Here is a 19,718-nt window from a genome sequence, read left to right as displayed (position 1 = left end):
CACTCTTAAGGATAGCTTTAAATCATATGCATTTTTATATATACAAATTAAAAACAGCTTTCAATTCACTTCTTACGACTTTTCAGATAAAGATAGCCAAAGAAGCTTTCATAGAGGGCAAAAAAGAGGAGGAAAGCATGAAGGAAGAAAGTCTCTGGTAAAATCAGAATAACTGGATCCTTGGATGGGTCAAAAAGCCAGGTATCATCTCCCACAAAGAGAATTTGATGGAAAAGAGTAAAGAATTGGTCAAAACCAATCAAAACTCCCCCAAGTCCAATCAGCAAAGGAAAAACCACTAGGGTCAGGAGCCCTTTACTAAATAAAGATAAAAAGCCCTTTTTTACAATCTTATTGACAAAGAAATAGAAACTTGGAAGTGTCACTAGAGCTACTAGCTGAACCAAGTGAAAGAGGTTCTTGGCCACCTCAAAGTGGTGCAGACCAGCTGCTGACGAACGAAAATCTGGCATCTCTAGGACCTGACTAAAAGGATTGGTCAGGTAATTCATCAAGATATGAAAGTTGTACTGAATGGTTTCTGGTTTTAGATAAACTCGATTCGTTAAGTTCAACCACTTGATTTCCAGCGGATAAAAAATCCAAGCCAGATAAATGGTCAGAAGGATAAAAAGAGAGAGGAGAAAGAGCATAGAGCTCCAAAAGGTTAATTTAGTTTTCATCAAAGTTCCACTCCGCAAGGCTAGAAACCACATGAGTCGGTGCGATTGGCAGGTCTGCTACTTCTTCTGCCTTGGTAAAACCTGTCGTCACCAAGAGCGTTGGAATGCCATTGTCAATCCCAGCCCGAATATCAGTCAGATAATTGTCCCCAACCATGATCAACTCTTCACGTTCCAAACCTAGGTGCTCAACCGCCTTGTCCATAATGATAGCATTTGGTTTTCCGATATAAACAGGCTTCACTCGTGTTGCTACTTCAAGTAGGGTAATCAGTGAACCAGCCCCTGGCAAAAGACCGCGTTCTGTAGGGATGTTGAGATCAGGATTGGTTCCGATAAAGTGAGCACCCTTTTGGATAGCTAGAGTTGCTGTCGCAAATTTTTCATAGTCAACTTGCCAGTCCAGACCTACTACCACATAGGCAGGATTTTTCTTGTCTTCCACATAACCAGCCGCCTTGATGGCTTCCTTGAGACCTGCTTCTCCGATGACATAGACAGTCTTTTCCAGTCCCAAGTCGTTCATATAGTCGATAGTTGCCAAAGTCGCTGTGTAGACAGTCGATAGAGGAGTATCGATATTAAAATTCTGAGCCAGCATCTCCTGAACACTCTCAGGAGTGCGGGTTGTATTGTTAGTCACAAAGAGATAGGAGATGTCCCGCTTTTGCAATTCATGAACAAAAGCCTCTCCTGCTGGAATTCTATCTTTCCCCTTATAAATGGTTCCGTCTAAATCAATTAAATAGCCTTTATATTTCATCTATTTCTCCCTAAGCCTTTTCTATTTCTTGCCAAGTAATAATAGCCTGTGCATTGGTAACACCGTCGCTTGTAATCTCATGCTTGCTTTCCAGTTCAGTCCGTTCAACAGCCGATGTAATCACCCCACCTGGTCGAACTTCCTTGACATACTTGAGGTTGATTTTCTTGGGAATATATTGGGTCAAAAAGTCCGCTCCCATGACCTCAAAAATCCAGTCCAAGTATTTACTGTTATTGACATGACCATTCATATCCAAATCGTAAAAACGGACATGGTAATCCTTGCTGATTGGCTCTTCCAAAGTCTCATACTTTGGTCCGCGGATAAGTTTTTTATCAAAATCAGACTGATACGGAGCCACAATCTCAGGTTCAACAGCATGGACTTTTCGACTGTCTCGATCCATGAGAACAAAGGTCGCCATCATGTGGATAAGGTCCTGTCCCGCTTCATCATAAATGGTAAAGCGACGGTAGCAAAAGAGTCGATTATAGCTCAGGGCTTCCGTCTCGATAGTGATTTCTTCCGCAAAACGAGGCAAACGAACCACCTCAATATCATAATCTGTGATAATCCAGACCAGATTATAGTTTTCCAAAATGGCCTTATCACTAACTCCCAGTTCAATCGACTGCATCCCTGAAACTTGCAGGGACAGCAAAATCACATCTGGAAGCTTGATATGACCGTTCATATCAGCCATATCAAAAGGAATTTTCATTTTCATTTGATAAGTTAAGCCCATCATCCTACTCCAAAATAAATCGTTCTGCTACGATGTCTCCTAAAAAGAGACCTCTTTTTGTCATGCGCACGCGATCACCGTCTATTTGCATGAGACCTTGTTGCACCAAGTCTCTGACAATTTCTCCATAAAGTCCATCGAAAGACCGTCCAAATTTTTCTTCAAATCGCGCCATAGAGACCCCTGATTTCTTGCGGAGCCCCAAGAACATTTCTTCTTCCATTTGCTCTTTTTGACTCAGGTGCTCTTCTGTGATGCGAGCATTACCTTCCTCAACTGCACTGAGATAATGACGAATGGGACCATGATTTTTATAGCGCACTCCATTGACATAACCAGATGCTCCAGCACCGATGCCATAGTATTCAGCATTGTCCCAGTACATGAGATTGTGACGACTTTCAAAACCGGGTTTGGAGAAATTGGAAATCTCATAATGCTCAAAACCAGCTCGCTCCAGCTCTGCGATGATGTACTCAAACATCTCCGCTTCCAGTTCCTCCTTAGGCAGAGGCAATTTCCCTCGTCGCATACGGTTCATAAAGACCGTATGATTTTCTAAAATCAAGCTATACAAACTCATATGGGGAATATCAAGTCCAATGGCCTTAGCCACATTTTCCTTGACCTGCTCCATGGTCTGACCAGGCAGTGCATAAATCAAATCGATGGAGATATTGTCAAAACCAGCCAGTTTCAGGCGATCGATATTTTCATAAATATCTTTCTCCAAATGACTGCGCCCAATTTTTTTCAGCATCTTGTCGTCAAAGGTCTGCACACCTAGCGACACACGATTGACAGCCGAGTTCTTCAAAACAGCTATCTTATCTGCATCCAAGTCGACTGGATTGGCTTCAATGGTCAACTCCTCCAAGACAGACAAGTCCAAGTTTTTAGTCAAGCCCTTCAATAACACCTCCAGTTGCGGAGCTGACAAGGCTGTTGGTGTCCCACCACCAATGTAGAGGGTCCGCAACTTTTGAATATCATAATAACGAAACTCTTCTAACAGATGCTCTAAATAGCTGTCGACTGGCTGATTCTTGATAAAAACTTTTGAAAAATCACAATAATAACAAATCTGGGTACAAAACGGGATGTGCACATAGGCTGACGTTGGTTTTTTCTGCATAATAATTATTATACCACAAAAGCGAACAATACTTAGAATTCCCTTTAACAAAATCCTAGCATTGTTCGCTTTCTTTCTCTAAACATTCTTTGTACTTTATGGATAAAACAACTATCAGAATCAATCTAGTTCGTTGTTAAAACACAAAAGAATGAATGTTCATTTGACTAAATTTTTATTTTAGTCTTCTTTTTTCTTTCTAAGAGCAAGTCCGAGACCGCCTAGCATACCAAGAAGTCCTAGAGATGCAAGAGTCGCATTTGATTCTGTTCCTGTATTTGGCAATACATTTTGAGAATCATTTGACTTAGCTCCTTTATCAACAGTAGTCTTAGTATCTACCTGATCTGCATTTGGAGTAACTGCATTTGGAGTTGGACTAGTTGGTGTAGGTGTATCTTGACCAGAATCTCCATCAGTAGAAGGTTTGACTGGCGTATCAGGTGTCACTGGTGCAACTGGATTTGTATCTGTTGGTGTTGCTGGTGTTACCTTAGCTGGAGTTTCTACTGGAACTTCTACAGCTGGTTGACCTGGTTCAGTAATCTTACCTGTACCTGGAACTTTACCGTCTGGTAATTCACTGTTTGGTATTGTAGCTTTTCCGTCTTGTCCAATTATTACGACAATTGGTGTGCCATTCTTACCTGGAATTTCTACCTTCGTTCCTGGTGGATATGTTGAACCATCTGGTTTCTTAGGCGTTACTGTAACGTCACCTGTATTTGGATCTTGATAAACATCTAGTGTTGGTATCTTACGGGCTGGGGTTGTTACAATTACTTCTACAGGATCTTTTCCTGGTTCAGTAATCGTTCCTTTTCCTGGTTCTATTCCATCTGGTAAATCTTTATTAGGTATAGTTCCTTTTCCGTCTTTTCCAATTATTACGACGATAGGTTTACCATTCTTACCTGGTATTTCTACCTTAGTATTTTCTGGATATAGTGTTCCATCTGGTTTCTTAGGTGTTACCGTCACATCCCCTGTATTTGGATCTTGATTCAACTCTACTGTTGGTGTCTTACGAGCTGGGGTTGTTACATCCACCGGATTAGATGGTTTCTTACCTGGTTCTGTTACGGTTCCTTTTCCTGGTTTAGCTTCTTTTGGAAGTTGGTCATTTGGAACTGTTCCTGAGCCATCTTTTCCAATTGTCACTACTATAGATGTTCCATTTTCTCCTGGAATTTTCACCCTACTACCTTCCGGATACGTTGTTTTATCTGTTTTCTTCTTCGGTGTGACGACTGCATCTCCATTTGGTTTTATTGTGATTTCAATTGTACCTAATTCTGCCGTTTCTGGCGCAGTAGGATCAATTTTTTTCGGTGTTTCTACCTTAACTTCAACTGTTGTCTTACCTGGTTCCTTAATCCTACCTGTTCCTGGAGTATCTTCATCAGGTAAATCATTATTTGGAACTGTTCCTGTTCCATCATTTCCGATTGGTACAACGATTGGCTTGCCATCTTTCCCTGGAATTTCTACCGTAGTTCCTGGTGGATATGTTGTTCCATCTGGTTTTTTCGGTGTGACGGTGACATTTCCTGTAGCTGGATCTTGTGTCAGCTCTACTGTTGGAGTCTTACGAGCAGGTGTCGTTACAGCTACTGGTTGTGACGGTTTCTTATTCGGCTCTGTTACAATTCCTTTTCCTGTGACAGCTTCTTTTGGAAGTTTATCATTTGGAACTGTTCCTGAGCCGTTATCTCCAATCGTTACAATAATAGATGTTCCATTTTCTCCTGGAATCACAACCTTAGTTCCTGATGGATATGTTGAGCCATCTGGTTTCTTAGGTGTAACTACTGCATCTCCATTTGGATTTCTTGTAATTTCAATCTTACCTGATTGGTCTGTTTGAGGAGCGATTGGATTGATTTTACCTGGCGTTAGCACCTGAGCTTCCGTAGTTGGTTTTCCTGGTTCTGTAATCTTACCTGTTCCAGGTACATTTCCATCTGGTAAGTCGTTATTTGGAACTGTTCCTGTTCCACCTTGTCCGATTTCTACTACAATTGGATTACCATTTTTACCTGGTATTTCGACCTTAGTTCCTGGTGGATATGTTCCTCCACCTGGCTTCATAGGAATCACTGTTACATCTCCAGTTTTTGGATCTTGATCCAAACGTATAGTTGACGGCTTACGAGCAGGCGTTATCACATCCACTGGTTGTGACGGTCTAGCTCCTGGCTCTGTTACTATTCCTTTTCCTGGCACTTCATCTTTTGGAAGTTTGTCATTCGGAACTAATCCAAAACCATCTTTTCCGATTGTCACAACAATAGGTGTTCCATTTTCTCCTGGAATTTTCACAGTCGTTCCTGCTTGATATGGTGTTCCATCTGGTTTCTTAGGTGTAACAATCGCATCTCCATTTGGTTTTCTTGTGATGTCAATTTCAGTTGGTTGTTCTGTAGCTGGATGATTTGGATTGATTTTTTTCGGTGTTTCTACCTTAACATCTATCTCAGGTTTACCATCTTCTTTAATCTTACCTATTCCTGGAGTATCCTCATCAGGTAAATCATTATTAGGAACTGTACCTTTGCCATCTTTGTCAAGTGTTACTTCAATAGTTTTTCCATCTTTTCCTGGAATTTCTACCTTAGTATTTTCTGGATATAGTGTTCCATCTGGTTTCTTAGGCGTTACTGTGACATCTCCAGTATTTGGATTTTGTCCCATTTCCACTGTTGGTTTCTTACGAGCTGGTGTTGTTACAGCAACTGGCTGTGATGGTTTTTTATTCGGTTCTGTTACTGTTCCTTTTCCTGGTACTTCATATTTTGGAAGTTGGTCATTCGGTACTTCTCCTGAACCATTTTCTCCTATTGTTACTACGATGCTTGTTCCATTTTCTCCTGGAATTTTCACTTTAGTATCTTTAGGATAATTTTTTCCATCTGTGGTCTTAGGTGTAACTACAGCATCTCCATTTGGTTTTCTTGTGATTTCAATTGTACCTAATTCTGCCGTTTCTGGCGCAGTAGGGTCAATTTTTTTCGGTGTTTCTACCTTAATTTCTACCTCTGCTTTGCCATCTTCTTTAATCTTACCTGTTCCTGGAGTATCTGTTTCTGGTAAATCATTATTAGGAACTTTTCCTGTACCATCTTTTCCAATTGTTACAGTGATTGGATTTCCGTTTTTCCCTGGAATTTCTACCTTAGTTCCTGATGGATATGTTGTTCCATCTGGTTTTTTCGGTGTTACTGTTACATCTCCAGTTTTTGGATCTTGATCTAATTGTAATGTTGGTACCTTTTTAGCTGGTGTTGTAATATCCACTGGTTCTGATGGTTTTTGATTTGGTTCTGTAATGATAGCTGTTCCTGGTACATCTCTTTCTGGTAAATCACCATTTGCAACTGTACCTGAACCATTTTCACCGATTACTACATCAATCGTTTTTCCATCTTTGCCTGGGATTGTTACAGTAGTTCCTGTAGGATAGTTTGAGCCATCTATTTTCTTCGGTGTTACTGTAACATCTCCTGTGCTTGGGTTTTGAGTTAACTCTACCGTTGGTGTCTTACGCGCTGGTGTTGTTACATCTACTGGTTTTGATGGTTCTTTATTTGGTTCTGTTACGACACCTTGTCCTGGTACTTCTGTTTTTGGAAGTTGATCATTTGGCACTGTTCCAAAACCTTCTTCTCCTATCGTTACTACTATTGTTGTTCCATTTTCACCTGGAATTTCTACCTTCGTATCTTTAGGGTACGGTTTTCCGTCTGGTTTTTTCGGTGTAACAATTGCGTCTCCATTTTTCTCACGTGTAATAGTTATTTCCACAGGAGTTTGTGTTGTAGCAACTTTTGGATCTGTTCCGTTTTTCTTTTCTTCTTCATCTGAAATTCCATCATTATCATCATCTTTATCTGTCACATCTGGATCTCCATCTCCATCTGTATCACGTTGAATAATAACTGGAACTTCTACTCGAATTTCCTCATCACCATTCTTAACTTTAACTGGAATGTTGATTTTACGTTCTTCATCACTACCCCAATTAGTTACGCTCGGTGTTCCTGTTAATTTACCATCTTTATCAACACTTAATCCATTTACTGGGTTTTCTGTTGTAATTGTTGAACCGTCTTTATTCGGTGTGACAACTTTCGCTAATGTTGAAGGAACTGGTTTCTTCTCTGTAACTTTAGTTGGATCTGAAACTTTTGCAGTTAGGTTGTTTGCATTTTTCGGATCTGTTCCATTTGCTTTTTCAACTTCATCTGGAATTCCATCGTTATCATCATCTGTATCTGTAACATCTGGATCTCCGTCTCCATCTGTGTCACGTTGGATTGTTACTCGAACTGTTACGTCTTTTTCTTCCGTTACTTCTTCTTTACCATTTTCTGTGAATTTTTCTACAACTTTAGTAACTTTAACCGGAATGTCGATAGGGCGTTCTTCTTCCTCTTTATCCCAATCATTTACTGTTGGGATTCCTTCCAGTTCGCCTTTATCATTGACTTTTAGTCCGTTCACTGTTCCATTTGGGGCGTTTGTTACAATCGTTGAACCTTCTTTATTTGGAGTTACAACTTTTATTGGAGTAACTGGTTGTTTCTCCTTCACTTTGTCTGGATTTGTAACTGCTACTTCTAAATCATTTGCAGCTTTTGGATCTGTTCCGTTTGTATCCTCTACAGTGTCTGGGATTCCATCGTTATCATCATCTGTGTCTTCTGAATCTGGGATTCCATCATTATCTGTATCACGTTGGATTGTGACTGGAACTTTTACTATGATTTCTTTATCACCATTTTTTACTTTAACCGGAATTAAGATATGACGTTCTTCTTCGTCTTTTTTCCAATTATCTACTGACGGTGTTCCTTCTAAGTTACCTTCATTATTGACTTTCAAGCCATTCATTGGATTTTCTGTCGTAATTGCTGAATTTGGCATATTCGGTGTGACAACTTTTGTTGGAGTTACTGGTTTTTTCTCTTTAACTTTAGTTGGTGAAGCAACTATTGCTGTTAGATTATCAGGAACTTTTGGATTTGTTCCATTACTTTTCTCTACTTCATCTGGAATTCCATCATTATCATCATCTGTATCTAAAACGTCTGGTGTTCCATCTCCATCTGTATCACGTTGGATTGTTACTGGAACTTTAACGGCAACAGTTTCTATAACATTTTCTTTACCATCTTTCTTTCTCGTTACTGTAACCGGAATGTTGATAGTTTTTTCTTCATCATCGCCCCAATTGTCCACTGTTGGAGTTCCTGTTAATTTACCTTCTCCATTAACTGTCAGACCGTTCACTTCTGGCGTAGTTGTAGTAATTGTTGCATCTTTTTTATTTGGAGTGACAACTTCTTTTGGAGTAACTTCTTTTTTCTCCAGCACTACATTCGGTTTTGTAACTTTCACACTTAGTCCGTCTGCAGTTTTTGAATCTGTTCCATTATTCTTTTCATCTTCATCTGAAATTCCATCGTTATCATCATCTAAATCGTCAACGTCCGGAGTTCCATCGTTATCTGTATCACGTTGGATTGTCACTGGAACATGTACCGTAACTTCCTCTTTTGGAGTTCCTTCTTTTTCTCTCGTAATTTTAACAGGAATTGTGATATTACGTTCTTCTTCTCCGCCAACCCAATCATTTACGGTTGGTGTTCCTTCTAATTTACCTTCTCCATTCACTTTCAATTCATTTACTGGATTTTCTGTTGTAATTGTTGAACCTTCTTTATTTGGCGTTACAACTTTTGGTAAAGTCGTCGGTACTGGAGTTTTTTCTTTCACTTTAGCTGGAGCTGTAACGATTCCTGTCAGACCATTTGCTACTTTTGGATCTGTTCCATTTCTCTTTTCATCGTCATCTGAAATTCCATCGTTATCATCATCTGTATCTGTCACATCTGGATTGCCATCTCCGTCTGTATCGCGTTGGATTTTAACCGGTACACTTACATTAGCTTCTTCCGAATCCTTCTTAACTTTTACTGGGATAGTAATATCACGTTCTTCTTCACCTTCACCCCAAGAGTCTACTTTTGGAGTTCCTGTTAAACTTCCATTATTATCAACGGTTAATCCATTTACAGAAGCTGGTGTTTCAATCGTTGATCCTGTCTTATTTGGTGTAACAACTCCTGGTTCAGTCACTTGTTTATTCTCAGTAACAGTAGATGGTTTTACTGCTCCTGTTAGACCATATGAGGTTGGCTTGTCTGGTTTATCAAAAATCTTTGGATCTGTTCCCTTTGCCTTTTCTTCCTCATCCGTAATTTTGTCACCGTCATCATCTGGATCTGTAGTGTCTGGTTCTCCATCTCCATCCGTATCACGTAAAATTGTAACTGGTACGCTTACTGTGATTTCTTCGTTTCCATTCGTAACTTTAACTGGAATTGTGATAGCACGTTTTTCTTCGTCTTTGCCCCAATTTTCTACTTTTGGCGTTCCTGTTAATTTACCTTCTCCATTAACTGTTAATCCATTCACTTCATCTGGCGTTGCAATCGTTGAACCCTCTTTATTTGGTGTGACAACTTTTTTAGAGTCAACTGCACGTTTCTCCAAAACTTCATTTGGTTTCGTAACTTCTGCTGTCAAATTCGTAGGTACACTAATATTTACACTAACGTTATCTGTTGTTTTATCTGGATACTCTACCACAACAACTGCCGAGACAGTTTGTCCACCTTGGCTCGTATCTGGTGGCGTTAACCAATGATATTTTGTTCCTTGTGGCAAATCTTGTTTGTTTCCAATACTATCTTCTGCGTTAGGTGTTGAGTTTTTAGGAACTGTTCGATTGATTCCTACTGGGTTATACTTGTCATTTTGTCCTTTAACTACAATTTCAATTGTTTTTTCAGCCTTATTATCATTCTTATCATAAGCTGTAATCGTTACTTTTGTTACTCCTGAGGCTCCAGTTGGAGTTCCTACGATTTGATTATTTTCAAATTTCAATCCATCTGGTAAGTCTTTTACTTCGATTGGAGTATTTTCACGCATTCCAACTCCACCATCGTTATCTGTAGCTGTTACTGGAATTGGTATAATTTCCTCACGATTTGTAACTGTAGCTCCATTAGCTGAAATCGTTGGTGCTGTTCTATCACGTGGTGTTACATCAAATGAGAAAATCACTGGTGTAGCTTTATTTCCTGCATCATCTGTTGCGTTAAATATAATTGTATTTTGTTTACCAACATCTTCAGCTATAGTATTAATTGTAATCTCTATTTCTTTTTCTTTTTCTGTATTTTTCACATATCTAGACGACACTACTCCTGTTGTTCCAACATTGTACCTCTTAAAATATTTAGCTAAAAATTCAGTCGCTTCAAAAGTAACATTTTTATCATCTTTTGCTTTTACTCTAAATGTTATAGTTTCGCCTTCTACTACTTTTAGGTTGTTAGCAGATAGTGTTAAAATAGGTGGTTCATTATCTGGTGTTTTCGCCTTGTCTGTTGCAGGATCTGAATCATCACTCGTTCCGTTTTTCGTGATAGCTTTTACAACTGTTTCATTTTTTACTTTTTCAGCAGGGATTGTAATTTCACCTGTGTCTGCATTGATTTTGATTTCTGTATCATCTGAAGTCCATTGACCAAATTTGTCTTTCGTTCCTACTACTGTTTTTGGTGAATCATCTTCTCCTGTATAAGTAACCGTTATTTTATCTGCTTTTTCAGGGTCTTGTGGTTTTGCTGTTACAGATCCATCTTCTTTTGCTACTACTGTTGGAGTTGCTGGTTTTGGTGCTTTTGCAGTTTCTGATGCAGGATCTGAGTCAACACTATTGCCATTTTTTGTGATGGCTGTTACTACGGTATTATCTCTCACCTTGTCAGCTGGAATTGTGATTGCACCTGTATTTGCATCAATAGTTACACCTGGATTATTCTCAATAGTCCATGTGTTATCATTTCCTTTATTACCTACTACCGTTACATTTGTTCCATCTTCGTCTTTATAAGTAACCGTAATTTTATCTGCTTTAGCTGAATCTTGTGGTTTTGCTGTTACATCACCAGTGTTTGGTGCAGTTAAGATTGGTTTTTCTGGTTTTGGTGCTTTTGCAGTTGCTTTGGCTGGAGCTGATTCATCACTGTTTCCATTTGTTGTAACTGCTGTTACTTCTGTATTATCTTTGACTTTATCAGCTGGGATTGTGATTTCACCAGTACTTGCATCGATTTGAACGTCTGGATTACCCGTAACAGTCCACGTTCCATTTCCACCTTTATTTCCTTCAGCCGTCTTATTAGAACCATCTTCTCCTGTGTAGCTAACTTTAATTTTATCTACTTTCGTTGAATCTTGCGGTTTAGCTGTTACAGATCCATCTTCTTTTGCTGTTGCTGATGGAGCTTCTGGTGTTTTTGCCTTATCCTCTGTAACATGAATAGGTGCATCAACAATAGATGTTCCACGTTCTGGAATAATGACTTCCACTTTACCATACACAGGTGCATTTGGTGCTGTAGGTCTTGATACATCTGGATCTTTAAACCAACGATATGTGGTACCCGCAGGTAATTCATTTGGATTCGCAATACTATTGTAAGCATCTGGAATAACGCCTACTTTAGTACTTTGTTCCTTAGCTCTTGGTTTAATATTATATCTTTCTGCTTCTTCAGGTTTCAGTGGTAAGGTACCGATAATGGCATTTTGACCATTTCTGTATCGAACATAACCAAGGTCTGTATATCCACCATATGCTAAGTATGGATCGTTCGCTAAACGTTTTTTAATATCAGCAAGCATTGGGTTATTTTTATCTTTATTCCCCCAATCTGACATAATGCTTTGATCTAGCTCATCCCCTTCAAGAATTTTTGTTTTAAAAGTGATAATCGTACGTTGACCTTTTTTTACGTTCAGTTTGTCTTCAATAACACCTCTACCAAGGTTGTAAATCAGACCACCCGTTGTAATACCGTACATATCTTTTACACGAGAAGCTGCATCTGGATTTCGATCGGTACCATCTTTTCTAGAGTCACGATAAATATTTCTCCACCAGTTATTATCTGGATTAGCATAATCCATCCAAGAACCTAAATTTTCTGTGTAAGAAGTTCCTGAACGACGTTCTCCATTTTTTACATAAGCACGATAATTAGAGTTTTCATGCTCCCAAGCTGTTGCATTGGGATATTCATTATGAGAGTACTGAACACCATCAGCATATTTTGTATACGTAAAGTCATACGGATCTCCTACACTACGAGGGATCGTAAGTGAAACTTTCTTAGACAATCCTGCCTGAGCATTTGCCGCTGGACCTGAATCTAAGATCCAGTAATAATATTTATTCCCATCTTTTTCGATACGCTCTTCACGATACACACGAATATTATCGTAGGCTTTATCAGCAGTTCCTACACTTACAAAGGCATATTGTTTCGTATCTGGCGAGTACACATCACGCTCTGAATAGTTAATCATTGGATTTTTAATCCAACCAACACCAAAGTCTGTTACTTTCGTGTCACGTACTGTACTTGTTCCAGAACCTACTTCTTTCCCATTCTTTTTGATAACAGTTGTAACAACTGCATCTTTTACCATCAATTTCGTATCAACATTAACTGTGAAGTATCCATTTGATTGTGATCTAGTCGTATATGTTTTTCCGCCAACAGTTACCTCAACATCTGCTTCTGCTGCAGTATATCCATCAACTTGTGCAATTCCTGCTAAACTATCATTAAAAGCTACTGTATCTGTTTGTTTTACTGTGGTAGTAGTAACAGTCTGTCCATTAACCACTAATTCAACAACATCTCCAACTTCAATACCTGAGGCATTTAATTTAAAAGCTCCAGTATCGTCTAGTGTAGAAGTCAATACAGTTGTGCCATTTCTTTTAATCTCAATTGTTGAAGATGGCGTTGCATATCCTGTAATAAATCCAGAGTTGGCTACAACGATTCCTAACTCACCACGTTTGGTATTTTTATCAATAGGTGCTGAGCGAAGATCAGATCCTTCTTCCATGGTTTCGCCATTCCGTGAATCACGAGACCCAGTATTAGCAATCGTATTTTCTCCTTCTTTTACTACTTTTTCAGGAGTGCCAATCTTAGACATTGAAGATAATATAAACAATTTATCGCTAAGCGTTTTAGCTGCTGCATCTACTTCAGCTTGTGTTAACCCAAGACTATTGTTATTAAGCACACTATTAGCTGCTTCTAAATCTGCTTGGATTGCAGCAAGAGTTGAAGCTGGAGCTTTTTCTTTGTTGACTTTATCCAAGAGTTCTTGAACGTTTGTGATACTAGCTTGTAACTGAGACTTATCTAATGTTTGTTTCTCTGCCACTTTATCAGCACCAGCATCTTTAGTTGCAGTTATGGCGCTAGTAGATGTGCCGTTATTTAGAGAGTTAGTTTCTACGGCTTCTGGATTTTTAACTGGTTCTTCTCTTTTCTCAGATTACTTGGCTACCTCAACTTTTTCAGTTTCCTTGGTTTCCTCAATTTTTTCTGTTTTACCAGGCACTACCAGAGGCGATTCCTCCTCATTTGGATTCGGTGCGCCTATGACAGATTGGTTTTTATCATCTATCACATCCGCACTAACGGCATGCGTACCTAAAAACATCAGTGCTGCTACAGCTACTGAAGCCGCACCAAAGCTATATTTACGAATAGAATAGCGCAAAACCTTGTCACTCTGATGACGTTTCATTCGACTGAATGACTTATTTTTATGTTCCATTTCTCCTCCTAAGGAAAATATAATAAAAAAGCAATCTTTATAACTTCAACTCCTTAAAAAGAGTTAAGCTACAAAAATCACTATGATGATTGCTATTAGCAAATAACATCACAGCTATCACAGCTATCACAGCTATCACAGCTATCACAGCTATCACAGCTATCACAGCTATCACAGCTATCACAGCTATCACAGCTATCACAGCTATCACAGCTAAATTATACTATTTTCTACATACTTAATCAAATATTTTGCCTTATATTCTTTAAAATTCGAGAAATATTGTATATTTAAGTATAACATTGTGAATATGTTGATATTTTTTAAAAGCAACTCTATTCACAAAAAAGTAGATTATACTTATCTACTTTCAAAAATCATTAAATTTCTTTTATTTAAGGTTTTATCCACATAAAAAAACCTATAAGCTCTATAGAGGTATAATCCACTAGAGAGTTTATAGGACCTAGAATAGTTACTATTTCTTTTATTCTTCTGTTATATCAATCACAATCTCTTCTGAGTCATCAAGAGCTTCGGCTTTTTCTTGCCATTGCTCCTTGAGATTATTTAATTGATTTTTTGAGGCTTCTGTCGCTTGAAAAGCATAGGATTTAGCTTGAGCAAGTATACTGTCCACAGTGATTTCACCTGACTCAACCTGTTCTTTGGTTTTAAGAACAAAATCTGTAGCTTGCTTCTTAACTTCTGTTAGTTTTTCACAGACCTGCTCCTTGGCATACTCTGGATCTTCTCGCAAATCATCTAGAAAATCTTGAGCCTGACTGCGAACTTGTTTGCCCTTGTCACTTGTTAAAAACAAGGCAAGAGCTGCACCTGAAACGGTTCCTAAAAGGATTGAGGATAGTTTACCCATAAGGATTCTCCTTTTTTATTTTTTGAAAAATTTACTTGCAAGACGAAGAGCTGACAAACTTGCCCCAGTCTTGAGTGTTTTTGAACCAGCTGATGAAGCTTTCTTGCTCAAGACACGCGCTTGACCATTGAGATCTGATACGGATACAGATAAGTCGGCAACTGCAGTGAAGAGTGGATCAATCGTTGCCATCTTGACATTGATATCATCTGCCAAGACATTGACCTTAGCCAGTAATTCATTGGTGTGATGCAAGGTCACATCCACATCTGAAGTCAAGGTTTTAATCGTCTGCTCTGTTTCGTCAATAACACGGCCAAGCTTTTGTACAGTAATGATTAGATAGACCAAAAAGACAATCAAAGCTAGGGCGACAAGAATATATGCAACTTCTAACATTTAGTTTTCCTCCTCTGTAACATAGTAAGGGGCCTTCTTTCGATTTTGATATAGAATGATAAAAATACCAAGACCAATAAGGACAACTGATAGCCATTGAGACACTCGAAGACCAAAGAACATGAGACTATCTGTTCGCATGCCTTCAATAACCATACGACCGAAACCATACCAAATCAAGTAGAAAGCAGTGATATGACCTCGTCTGAGACTTTTCCATTTTCGTCTAAAAATCAGAATCAAGGCAAATCCAAGTAGATTCCATAGGGACTCATAAAGGAAGGTCGGCTGACGGTAGCTCCCCTCAATATACATCTGGTCACGGATGAAGCTAGGTAGATAATCCAGATTATCCACCGCTGCACCATAGGCTTCTTGGTTAAAGAAATTACCCCAGCGACCCAAACTTTGGGCAATCATGACGCTAGGCGCTGCAATGTCTAGAAAATCCCAAGTATTGATGAGTTTGCGATCAGCAAAGATATAGAGCACAATAGCGCCAGTTATCAAACCACCGTAAATGGCCAAACCACCATTCCAAATGGCAAAAATCTCTCCCAAATTCTGACTATAATAATCCAAACGGAAAATGACATAGTAGAGACGAGCTCCTAAAATAGCCAAGGGAAAGGCTATCAAGATAAAATCTAAAATATCGTCTGGTATGATCTTCTTTCTAGGCGCTTCTTTCATGGTCAAATAAACCGCAAGAATCAAGCCTGTCACAATACATAAGGCATACCAACGAATGGCTAGGGGGCCTAGTTGAATAGCAATTGGATCAAGCATTTTGCACCTCATTTCGAGCGATGAGACTTGTCAAGCGTTCTTCGAACAAACGGGTCGCATCAAAGCCCATTTCCTTGGCACGATAATTCATGGCAGCTGCCTCAATCACGACAGAAATATTACGACCTGTTTTAACTGGAATACGAATACGAGGAATAGATACGCCAGAAATTTCTAATTCCTCTGCATTGTTTCCAAGACGATCAAAAGTCTTATGCGTATCGTAATTTTCCAAATAAACAGCCAGCTGAACCTGTGAAGAATCCTTGACAGCACTGGCACCGTAGAGACTCATAACATCGATAATCCCAACCCCACGAATTTCAATCAAGTGTTTCAAAATTTCAGCTGGTTCACCCCAGAGAGTAATCTCATCCTTGGCAAAGATATCGACCCGGTCATCAGCTACCAAGCGGTGACCACGTTTGACAAGCTCAAGACCTGTCTCGCTCTTACCAATTCCACTATCGCCCTGAATCAAGACACCCATCCCATAGATATCCATCAAGACACCGTGTACACTGGTACGTTCTGCCAAACGAGAATCCAGATAGCTAGATAACTCTCCAGACAAACGACTAGTAGCTGTACGGCTGGTTAAAATGGCAATCTTACATTCTCTGGCTGCCTTTAACATCTCCTCAGGAACCACCAAACCACGGGCCACAATGACCGCTGGTGTCTCAGGTAGAAACATTTTTTTCAAAACTTCATAACGGCTGTTAGAAGGCATGCTGATCAGATAAGACCACTCCTTCATCCCTAAGAGCTGGATCCGCTCTGGCGTATAGTAGTCAAAATAGCCTGTCATTTCAAGACCAGGTCGCGTAATATCCGCTATATTGATTTCCTTTTCAAGCAATTCTGGTTCGCCATAGACAATGTCTAGTCTAAGCTTTTCAATCACTTCTTTTACTAAAACCGACATCATTTCCTCCTTCAATCGAGTTCTTTTTACTATTATATCAAATTGTAAGAGGATATTTGAGATTTTTGCAGGCTTTGTAGTATTTATTTAAAAGAAAAAGGACTAGATTTCTCTAGCCTTTCATTTCAATTAGAATTTTTTACGTTTACGAGCTGCTTCTGATTTACGTTTACGTTTTACAGAAGGTTTTTCATAGAATTCACGTTTGCGTGTTTCTTGAAGAGTACCAGCTTTAGTAACCGCACGTTTGAAACGACGAAGTGCGTCGTCAAGAGATTCATTCTTACGTACTACTGTTTTAGACATTTTTTTCACTCCCTTCAAGTTCAATATCTATTTTATTCTACACGTAAAAGGAATAATTGTCAAGCAAAAATGCGATTTAATTTTGATTTTTTCTGCCATTTATACAAGAGTTGAAAGCGTTCAATAGAACATTGCTTTTTTATTTTTCAAGTAAGCTGAGCGCTTCAGCATCTGCAATGATGGTCACATCAGGGTGGTTTTGCAAGCTACTTGCTGGTAGAGACTCAGTCACTGGGCCAGACACTGTTCCGGCAATGGCTTCTGCTTTCGACTCACCGTAAGCAAAAAGAATAATAGACTTGGCATCCAAAATGTTTTTAATCCCCATTGAAATAGCTTGGGTTGGGACGTCTTCAATCTTGTCAAAGAAGCGCGCATTGGCTTCGATAGTAGACTGGTCAAGTTCTACTAGATGCGTTTGACTGTCAAATGGAGTACCAGGCTCATTAAATCCGATATGTCCATTACGACCGATTCCCAAGATTTGCAGGTCAACTGGATGGTCAGCCAAAATTTGGTTGTAGCGTTCAACTTCAGCTTCAGCATTGTCCTTAACACCACGAGGCAAGAAACTTTCTTTAAATGGTTTTTGGTTGAACAAGTTTTCTTGCATGAAGTGACGATAAGACTGAGGATTGTCGCCTTCAAGGCCTACATACTCATCAAGGTTGACACTGGTTAGATTTGAAAAATCAAGGTCACTCTCAACAATTTCCTTGTAAAATTCAAGTGGACTGCTTCCTGTCGCAAGTCCTAGAGTTTGAGCGCCGTTGGCCAATTTTTCCTTCAAAATCTCAAAAGCAACTTTTCCACCTTCGATTTGGTTTTCAACTTTAATAACTTTCATCTTTTCATCCTCCATTTCTATCTATATTTATTATATGGTATAGACCAATTTTTGTCAAGTGAAAACGATTTAATTTCTAAAAAAAGAGCGTCCAAACTTGAAACATGTTATAATGGATAGGATTAGAACTTAGAAAGAATGAACAGATATATGAATACAGCTGATTTTGATTTCCACTTACCCGAGGAATTGATTGCCCAAACGCCCCTTGAAAAACGTGATTCCTCTAAACTCCTCATCGTCAATCGTGAGACGGGAGAAATGCAGGATAAACACTTCCACTCTATTATTGATATGCTGGAACCTGGTGATGCCCTTGTCATGAACGACACCCGCGTTCTCCCTGCCCGCCTCTATGGTCAAAAGGAAGAAACAGGAGGCCATGTGGAACTTCTCCTGCTCAAAAATACTGCTGGAGATGAGTGGGAAGTCCTGGCAAAACCTGCCAAACGCCTCAAAGTTGGCACTCGTGTCAGCTTTGGTGATGGTCGCCTCAGCGCAGTCGTTACGGAAGAATTGACCCACGGGGGCCGCATTGTCCGCTTTGAATACCAAGGAATTTTCCTAGAAGTTTTGGAAAGTCTGGGTGAAATGCCGCTACCGCCTTATATCCATGAAAAACTGGATGACCGTGAACGCTATCAAACAGTTTACGCCAAGGAAAGTGGCTCTGCTGCTGCACCTACTGCTGGTCTTCATTTCACCAAAGAACTACTGGCAGAAATCCAAGCTAAGGGTGTTCATCTGGTTTATCTGACTCTTCATGTCGGACTCGGAACCTTTAGACCCGTTTCAGTTGACAATCTGGACGAACACGAAATGCACTCAGAATTCTACCAACTTTCTGAGGAAGCTGCTGCCACCCTTCGCTCTGTTAAGGAAAATGGTGGTCGCGTCATCGCTGTCGGAACCACTTCTATCCGCACCTTGGAGACTATTGGTTCCAAGTTTGATGGGCAAATCCAAGCAGATTCTGGCTGGACCAATATCTTTATCAAACCTGGGTATGAGTGGAAGGTCGTGGATGCCTTCTCAACCAACTTCCACCTGCCAAAATCAACTCTGGTCATGTTGGTTTCTGCCTTTGCAGGCCGTGAATTAGTCTTAGATGCCTACCACCATGCCATCCAAGAACACTACCGCTTCTTCAGTTTCGGTGATGCCATGTTTATTTATTGAGAAATAATTTCTCTAAATCTTCTAATACCAATAAATCGCTAAGATATTATATCTACAACAGATTGCGTTGGCTCTCCAAATTGATTCATCTATATTTTATTTCAGCTTCCTATATTTTCTTCGCTGTTTGTAAATCAAAATGCAAGACACATGAGTAGCACCATATTTGTTACTCTTATCTGTCCTCTCAAGAGAGTATTATGAGTTGTTTCAGAATCATTCACTACTTTGACCCTGACTCTCCTTAGTCTCAAAATCAAAGACTTATACTCTTCAAAAATCTCTTCAAACCGCGTCAACGTCACCTTGCCGTAGGTATGATTACTGACTTCGTCAGTT

General features: G+C 39.5%; 13 protein-coding genes and 2 pseudogenes. 2 read left to right on the top strand and 13 right to left on the bottom strand.

Going from position 1 to position 19,718, the window contains the following annotated elements; translation table 11 throughout:
- Positions 1 to 65: 65 nt before the first annotated feature.
- From HT698_RS09495 to HT698_RS09470, 6 genes are all read right to left on the bottom strand, one after another.
- Positions 66 to 683 (bottom strand): TIGR01906 family membrane protein, encoded by a 618-nt coding sequence (locus HT698_RS09495; protein ID WP_173214076.1) that lies wholly within the window; start codon positions 681 to 683, stop codon positions 66 to 68.
- Positions 673 to 1,446: a TIGR01457 family HAD-type hydrolase gene (locus HT698_RS09490; RefSeq protein ID WP_173214074.1), complete on the bottom strand. Its 774-nt coding sequence runs from the start codon at positions 1,444 to 1,446 to the stop codon at positions 673 to 675. The genes HT698_RS09495 and HT698_RS09490 overlap by 11 nt, the downstream gene beginning before the upstream one ends.
- 10 nt (positions 1,447 to 1,456) lie before the next feature.
- The gene (locus tag HT698_RS09485; protein WP_173214072.1) at positions 1,457 to 2,194 is read right to left on the bottom strand and encodes an acyl-[acyl-carrier-protein] thioesterase; all 738 of its coding nucleotides are present in this window, start codon (positions 2,192 to 2,194) and stop codon (positions 1,457 to 1,459) included.
- A gap of 4 nt (positions 2,195 to 2,198) precedes the next feature.
- Entirely contained in the window at positions 2,199 to 3,329 is a 1,131-nt protein-coding gene (gene hemW / locus HT698_RS09480) for a radical SAM family heme chaperone HemW (RefSeq protein ID WP_173218715.1), read from the bottom strand.
- A gap of 180 nt (positions 3,330 to 3,509) precedes the next feature.
- Positions 3,510 to 13,655, bottom strand: a complete 10,146-nt coding sequence (locus tag HT698_RS09475; RefSeq protein WP_173264407.1) for an LPXTG cell wall anchor domain-containing protein — start codon at positions 13,653 to 13,655, stop codon at positions 3,510 to 3,512.
- A 114-nt stretch (positions 13,656 to 13,769) separates the two neighbouring features.
- Positions 13,770 to 14,054, bottom strand: a complete 285-nt coding sequence (locus tag HT698_RS09470) for a YSIRK-type signal peptide-containing protein (protein WP_173264405.1) — start codon at positions 14,052 to 14,054, stop codon at positions 13,770 to 13,772.
- An 89-nt stretch (positions 14,055 to 14,143) separates the two neighbouring features.
- Here HT698_RS09470 and HT698_RS09465 point away from each other — a divergent pair, with 89 nt between their 5' ends.
- Positions 14,144 to 14,296 carry a hypothetical protein gene (locus HT698_RS09465; protein ID WP_173251753.1) on the top strand — a complete coding sequence of 51 codons (153 nt, stop codon included), beginning with the start codon at positions 14,144 to 14,146 and terminating at the stop codon, positions 14,294 to 14,296.
- A 245-nt stretch (positions 14,297 to 14,541) separates the two neighbouring features.
- On the opposite strand, the gene HT698_RS09460 is transcribed toward HT698_RS09465, so the two are convergent.
- The 6 genes and pseudogenes from HT698_RS09460 to HT698_RS09435 form a co-directional block, all read right to left on the bottom strand.
- Positions 14,542 to 14,931, bottom strand: a complete 390-nt coding sequence (locus HT698_RS09460; RefSeq protein ID WP_173218705.1) for a YtxH domain-containing protein — start codon at positions 14,929 to 14,931, stop codon at positions 14,542 to 14,544.
- A pseudogene (locus HT698_RS09455) lies at positions 14,904 to 15,330 on the bottom strand (DUF948 domain-containing protein). Before HT698_RS09455 ends, HT698_RS09460 begins: the two are co-directional and overlap by 28 nt.
- Positions 15,331 to 16,119, bottom strand: coding sequence for a prolipoprotein diacylglyceryl transferase (gene lgt, locus HT698_RS09450; RefSeq protein ID WP_173218703.1), 789 nt, complete (start codon positions 16,117 to 16,119; stop codon positions 15,331 to 15,333).
- Complete coding sequence (hprK, locus tag HT698_RS09445; RefSeq protein WP_173218701.1) at positions 16,112 to 17,047, bottom strand: HPr(Ser) kinase/phosphatase; 936 nt, start codon at positions 17,045 to 17,047, stop codon at positions 16,112 to 16,114. The genes lgt and hprK overlap by 8 nt, the downstream gene beginning before the upstream one ends.
- Positions 17,048 to 17,176: 129 nt before the next feature.
- Positions 17,177 to 17,353 carry a 30S ribosomal protein S21 gene (gene rpsU / locus HT698_RS09440; RefSeq protein WP_000048054.1) on the bottom strand — a complete coding sequence of 59 codons (177 nt, stop codon included), beginning with the start codon at positions 17,351 to 17,353 and terminating at the stop codon, positions 17,177 to 17,179.
- A gap of 139 nt (positions 17,354 to 17,492) precedes the next feature.
- Positions 17,493 to 18,200, bottom strand: coding sequence for a glucosamine-6-phosphate deaminase (locus HT698_RS09435; protein ID WP_173218699.1), 708 nt, complete (start codon positions 18,198 to 18,200; stop codon positions 17,493 to 17,495).
- A gap of 150 nt (positions 18,201 to 18,350) precedes the next feature.
- Between HT698_RS09435 and queA the strand changes: the two genes are divergently transcribed.
- The gene (gene queA / locus HT698_RS09430; RefSeq protein WP_057487667.1) at positions 18,351 to 19,379 is read left to right on the top strand and encodes a tRNA preQ1(34) S-adenosylmethionine ribosyltransferase-isomerase QueA; all 1,029 of its coding nucleotides are present in this window, start codon (positions 18,351 to 18,353) and stop codon (positions 19,377 to 19,379) included.
- A 134-nt stretch (positions 19,380 to 19,513) separates the two neighbouring features.
- Here the strand turns inward: queA and HT698_RS10430 are convergent.
- Positions 19,514 to 19,718, bottom strand: a pseudogene (locus tag HT698_RS10430) (hypothetical protein); the annotation flags it as partial.

The organism is Streptococcus sp. 3109, assembly GCF_013276905.1.
Lineage (GTDB): Bacteria > Bacillota > Bacilli > Lactobacillales > Streptococcaceae > Streptococcus.
The sequence above is the reverse complement of the archived record's forward strand: the minus strand, read 5'-3'. Positions and strand labels throughout refer to the sequence as shown.

Bases quoted from the DNA above. Each gene is read 5' to 3' on its own strand.
- HT698_RS09460 (WP_173218705.1), bottom strand. From the start codon at position 14,931: ATGGGTAAACTATCCTCAATCCTTTTAGGAACCGTTTCAGGTGCAGCT.
- HT698_RS09490 (WP_173214074.1), bottom strand. From the start codon at position 1,446: ATGAAATATAAAGGCTATTTAATTGATTTAGACGGAACCATTTATAAG.
- lgt (WP_173218703.1), bottom strand. From the start codon at position 16,119: ATGCTTGATCCAATTGCTATTCAACTAGGCCCCCTAGCCATTCGTTGG.
- rpsU (WP_000048054.1), bottom strand. From the start codon at position 17,353: ATGTCTAAAACAGTAGTACGTAAGAATGAATCTCTTGACGACGCACTT.
- HT698_RS09435 (WP_173218699.1), bottom strand. From the start codon at position 18,200: ATGAAAGTTATTAAAGTTGAAAACCAAATCGAAGGTGGAAAAGTTGCT.
- hemW (WP_173218715.1), bottom strand. From the start codon at position 3,329: ATGCAGAAAAAACCAACGTCAGCCTATGTGCACATCCCGTTTTGTACC.
- HT698_RS09470 (WP_173264405.1), bottom strand. From the start codon at position 14,054: ATGGAACATAAAAATAAGTCATTCAGTCGAATGAAACGTCATCAGAGT.
- queA (WP_057487667.1), top strand. From the start codon at position 18,351: ATGAATACAGCTGATTTTGATTTCCACTTACCCGAGGAATTGATTGCC.
- hprK (WP_173218701.1), bottom strand. From the start codon at position 17,047: ATGTCGGTTTTAGTAAAAGAAGTGATTGAAAAGCTTAGACTAGACATT.
- HT698_RS09485 (WP_173214072.1), bottom strand. From the start codon at position 2,194: ATGGGCTTAACTTATCAAATGAAAATGAAAATTCCTTTTGATATGGCT.
- HT698_RS09495 (WP_173214076.1), bottom strand. From the start codon at position 683: ATGAAAACTAAATTAACCTTTTGGAGCTCTATGCTCTTTCTCCTCTCT.